This is a genomic window from Microbacterium sp. (genome assembly GCF_049661145.1).
Classification (GTDB): domain Bacteria; phylum Actinomycetota; class Actinomycetes; order Actinomycetales; family Microbacteriaceae; genus Microbacterium.
In genome coordinates, this window is record NZ_JBASZT010000325.1 from 1 (window position 1) to 4807 (window position 4807).

5 protein-coding genes and 1 pseudogene are annotated in these 4807 nt (G+C 69.2%); 2 read left to right on the plus strand and 4 right to left on the minus strand.

What is annotated here, in order from left to right:
- The 3 genes and pseudogenes from WBP48_RS13445 to WBP48_RS13455 all read right to left on the minus strand — a co-directional run.
- Positions 1-299, minus strand: a pseudogene (locus tag WBP48_RS13445) (hypothetical protein); the annotation flags it as partial.
- Positions 286-1203 carry a family 2A encapsulin nanocompartment shell protein gene (locus WBP48_RS13450; protein WP_424441239.1) on the minus strand — a complete coding sequence of 306 codons (918 nt, stop codon included), beginning with the start codon at positions 1201-1203 and terminating at the stop codon, positions 286-288. The pseudogene WBP48_RS13445 and the gene WBP48_RS13450, both read right to left, overlap by 14 nt.
- 27 nt (positions 1204-1230) lie before the next feature.
- Positions 1231-2622 (minus strand): thioester domain-containing protein, encoded by a 1392-nt coding sequence (locus tag WBP48_RS13455; RefSeq protein WP_424441241.1) that lies wholly within the window; start codon positions 2620-2622, stop codon positions 1231-1233.
- 131 nt (positions 2623-2753) lie between these two features.
- On the opposite strand from WBP48_RS13455, the gene WBP48_RS13460 reads away from it, so the two are divergent.
- Positions 2754-3782 (plus strand): LLM class flavin-dependent oxidoreductase, encoded by a 1029-nt coding sequence (locus WBP48_RS13460; protein ID WP_424441243.1) that lies wholly within the window; start codon positions 2754-2756, stop codon positions 3780-3782.
- Between the two features lie 7 nt (positions 3783-3789).
- The gene (locus WBP48_RS13465) at positions 3790-4329 is read left to right on the plus strand and encodes a GNAT family N-acetyltransferase (protein WP_424441245.1); all 540 of its coding nucleotides are present in this window, start codon (positions 3790-3792) and stop codon (positions 4327-4329) included.
- Positions 4330-4378: 49 nt separating this feature from the next.
- On the opposite strand, the gene WBP48_RS13470 is transcribed toward WBP48_RS13465, so the two are convergent.
- The coding region (locus tag WBP48_RS13470) for a pyridoxal-phosphate dependent enzyme (RefSeq protein ID WP_424441247.1) at positions 4379-4807 on the minus strand (429 nt) is incomplete at its 5' end.

The following is a 4807-nucleotide window of genomic DNA, read 5'->3' on the forward strand; positions in this document are numbered from 1 at the left end:
CGGCCGGGCCACGCGGAGCCCGCCGGCCCAGCTGGTGCGGACGGCGCGGCGATCGAGGGGGCGATGGAAGGCGCGACAGGGACCCTCGCGATCGACGACACCGCGGGGGTGCCGACGACGGATGCCGACGGGGTCGTCGTCGGCGCGGGGGACGGGTCCCCGGCATCCCGTCGTTCCTTCGCCTTCGCGACGACCCCGCTGACCTCGGCATACACCTGGCTGGCGAGCCGCGACAGCGCGTGCTCGCTCAGCGGCAACTCGGCGCTCGGGTCGAAGCCCAGCCGCTCACTCGTACTCATGGAACTGGTCCACACGCACGCCGGTGAGCACGGCCACGGCGTCGTCGGTGAGCACGGCCAGCGACGAGTACAGGGTCACGAGGTACGACGCGATGGCCTGATTGTTGATGCCGTTGAAGCGCACCGAGAGGCCGGGCGACTGCTCGCCGACCAGGCCCGGCTGGAACAGTCCGACGACGCCCTGCTTGTCTTCGCCGGTACGGATCAGCAGGATGCTGGTCTCGCCGTTCTCGACGGGAATCTTGTCGGAGGGAATGATCGGGATGCCGCGCCACGTGATGAACGGCGTGCCGAACAGCGTCACCGTTGCCGGCGGCACCCCGCGGAACGTGGCCTCACGGCCGAAGGCCGCGATCGCGAGCGGGTGGGCGAGGAAGAAGCTCGGGGTCTTCCACACTCGCGTGATGAGGGCGTCGAGGTCGTCGGGGGTCGGCGCCTGGCCCAGCGGGGTGAGGGTCTGCTCGGCCGTGACCTGCGTCAGCAGGCCGTACTCGGGGTTGACGAGCAGTTCGGTCTCCTGGCGCTCCTTGATCGACTCGATCGTCAGCCGCAGCTGTTGGGTGATCTGGTCGTGCGGGCTGGAGTAGAGGTCGGAGACGCGGGTGTGGATGTCGACGATGGTCGAGATGGCGCGCAGCGTTAACTCGCGCGGGTTGGTTTCGTAGTCGATGTAGCTCTGCGGCACCGGGTCTTCGCCGGCCTCGCCGACCTGGATCTCGACGCGCTCGGGGTGCAGCACCCGGTTGACGCGGTAGACGCCCGCCTCGACGGGAACCCATGACAGCAGGTGCAGCAGGAACCGGGGCGTGATGCTCGCCAGTTGCGGCACCGTCTTTGTCGCGTTGGCGAGTTGCCGTGCGGCGAGGTCTCCGAGTGCCTGGGACTCGGTCTGCGGCTGAACCATGGTGGTGCTCCGATTTCTGGGAAGGGGTCAGAGGGCGGCGAGGCGGGCCGGCGCGGGCAGACGCGCGCTGCGGTAGGTGATCGGCGCGGCGATGCGGGACAGGGATGCGCGCCGCTGCACTGCCAGCGCCAGCGGCGTACAGGCCGTGCCGTCCGCTTCCGATCCGCTCAGCAGCACCCGGCCGCTCCGGTGCCAGCCGGCGACGACGTCGATGACGAGGGATGCCGTGTCGGCAGCGGCGGCGGCGCCGACGTCGAGCCAGAATGCCTCGCCGCCGGCGACGGCATCCACGGCCCTCCCGTCGGCGTCGACGACCGCGATGCGGGGATCGTCCGCCGAGACCAGGGCGAACTGGATGGCACCGGGGTCGAGGTGGTACGGACCGATCAGCGACGATGGGCCGGCCAGCGCGGTGCGCGGGCCGCGGATGACACCTTCGGCGTGTGCCGCGGCGGCAGCGCCGGCGCAGAGGTGGTCGTAGAGCGCGAGCACCGCGGGCGAGTTGCCGTGCAACGGCGAGTCGGCGAGGTCGAGATCGATCCCCTCGATGCGCACTGCCGTCGTTCGCCGGCTCGAGACGACGATGCGGTAGTGCGCATAGCCGACCTGGCGTCCGCCGCGCACGCTGGCGACGGTCGCGCCGACGCCGATCCCCTTGCGCAACAGTAGGCAGGTGTCCGCGTGTTGGCGACCCTCGGTCGCCAACACGCGCGAAGACGGCACGGGGAGCCAGCGCTCGCCGTTCTCCGACTGCTCCAGATGCACCTGGATGTCGTGGAGGTCGCCGCCGAAGAGGTCGGCGTCGCGCAGGTCGACTCGATACCCCCGGACGACGGCCTCGGCGGGCAACTCGACGGGGAGGACCGCCGGTGCGCCAGGGCCGACGCGCAACAGTCGGCTCGCGGCTGCGCGAGAGAGCTCCGCGATCGGCCCCGCGGCACCCCGGTGGGGGCGCAAGCCTGACGTGACCGTCCACAACGCAGCCTGCGTCGCCGCGATCGCGTCGTGGAGCGAGATATCGCCGGCACCGATTGCGTGACCCGAAGCGCGCAGCTGCGCGCTCAACGTGGCGGTGTCGATGGTCGGGTACGAATTCGCGAGGAGCCAGACGATGGCCGCTTCCTGGCGGCGCAGAATCGACGTGGGAGCCTCTGCCCACGGCCGCACCCGGTACGGCACCAACCGGCGAGGGCTCTGGCCGTGCGGATCGAGCGAGTAGGCGTCGACGTTCGGCGAGAGCCTGATGAGGTCAGTGCGTGCGGTCGTTCCATCGTCGAGTTGCAGGCGGCCGACCGTAGACGAATAGGTGCCGCCGCGGTGTCGCCACAACACGTCCGGCAGAGAGGTGTCGTCATCGATGAGGCTGGGGGCGTGCAGCGCGCGCAGGCGGCCGGCGCTGCGGAGGCCCCGGGAGATCATGCGTTCACGATAGGGCGGGGGCGCAGGCGGCTACCGCGACGTTTCGGAGTATGACCGTTCGCGGCGTCGTCTTACATCACTGGTTCGTCGAGCTTCGCCCTCGAGCATCCTGCGTGGATACTGTTCGCGTTATGACTGACACTCGCCCGATCAAGAGCATCGGGTTCATCCACCTCGTTCCGTTCGATCCTCGTGACCCCCGCAAGGGACACGAGGAGGGCATTGAGTTGTTCACCTATGCGGAACGGCTGGGATTGGATAGCGGGTGGGTTCGCACGCGACACCTGCAGCACGGCCTTTCCGCGCCGGCCGTCTTCTTCGGCGCCGTCTCGCGAGAGACCGAGCGGATCGGGCTGGGCAACGCCGTGATCCCGGTGGGATTCGAGAACCCGTTCCGTCTCGCCGAAGACCTTGCCACGGCCGATGTGCTCAGCGGCGGACGGTTGCTGCCGGGGCTGAGCGTGCACCCGCCTCGATACGATGACCACCTCAACGGCCTGGTGCACGACGCGGGTTGGCCTCACGAAGACTACGGTTACGGTCGCATCGAGCGGCTGCGCGGGTTCTTGGCGGGCGAGGCGCTGAGGGCTAGACCCGAGTACGGGGGATTCGGCGGAGACTTCGACAGCGAGCGCGTCGAGCCGTACAGTCCGGGACTCAGCGATCGGCTCTGGTACGGCGGGGGATCGTTGCGGTCGGCGGAGTGGGCAGGGCGAGCCGGGTTCCACTGGCTGATGAGCAACATCAACTCCTACGAGAACGGCGAGCAGGACTTCGCGGCGGCTCAGCTCGCGCAGATCCGTGCTTTCCGCGGAGCGCATGCGGCGGGGGAGGATGCTCGGGTGTCGGTCGCCCGGGTGTTCGCACCCACCGAGGGGGCGACCGCGGCGCAACGGGAGAAGTACGCCGAGTACCTGCGATCACGCGCCCCGCGGTCGCAGGGGGTATTCCAGGGGCGCACGCTGATCGCACAGGACATCACGGGTTCGAATGACCAGATCGTCGACGTCATCCGCAACGACGCCGCGTTCCAGGCGGCGGATGACTACCTCTTCGAGTTGCCGTTCGAGTTCGAACTCGACGACTGGAAGCAGATTCTCGATCAGCTCGCCGGCGAGATCGGGCCGGCGCTCGGGTGGAGGCCGGCGCCACGCGGATGAGTAAGGGATGACGACGATGACAGAGCTGGTGATCCGCAAAGCGACCGAGATCGACTTCGATGCGGTAGGGGAGGTGACCCACGACGCCTATGCCCATGACTATGACGATCTTTCCGATGAGTACCGGGAGAATCTGCGGCATCCCGAACGCCTCGTCGCCGAGTATCAGACGTGGGTCGCGGAGCGCGATGGGCGTCTCGTTGGCGTCATCTCGATCCGGCACGCGGAGTTGCACGAGCCGGGGTGGATCGAACCCGATGAGCTGTACTTCCGGCTGCTCGCCGTGTCGCCCGCTGCGCGCGGTACCGGGATCGGGCAGGCGTTGATCGAGCACGCTTTCGACGTCGCGCGCGAGCGTGGCGCAGTTAGCGTCGTGATGAACAGTGGGCCGCAGATGAAGGGTGCGCACGCGCTGTATCGCAAACTCGGTTTCATCGAGCCCGCCGACCGCCAGCGTTTCGTCGACGACGGCGGTGTTCGAATCCGACTGCACACCTTCTCACGCTATGTGGCCCCGGCCCCGGTGTCGCGTGCGAACGCGGGATGAGCGCACATCCGGGCATCCACCGCGGCCCGTGAGCACGCACTGCGGTGCGTCAGCCGCCGAACGCGGCGGTCAGCGTGCGCTCGTGCGCGAACAGCGCCGGCGCCCCGCCGGTGTGCAGGAACAGCACGTCGGTGTCCGCATCGAAACGGCCAGAACGGATGCCGGCGATCAGCGCGGCGGCGGCCTTTCCTGTGTAGACGGGGTCGAGCACGATTCCCTCGGTGCGGGCGAACAGTCCGATCGCCTCGATGCCGCCCTCGGTGACGATCCCGTAGCCGGGCCCGACGTGGGCGGAGTCGACGCGCACGTGGAAAGGCGCCTCTGGTGTCCCGAGGAGCGCGAGGGTCTGCGCCGTCAAGCGGGTGACCTCCTCGGCCAGTTCGTCGCCGTCGGGTGACACGGCGACACCCTCGATCCGCGGCGCGCGAGTCGCCGAATCGTCGCCCGCCGCGGCCCAGGTCGCGCCCGCGAGCAGGCC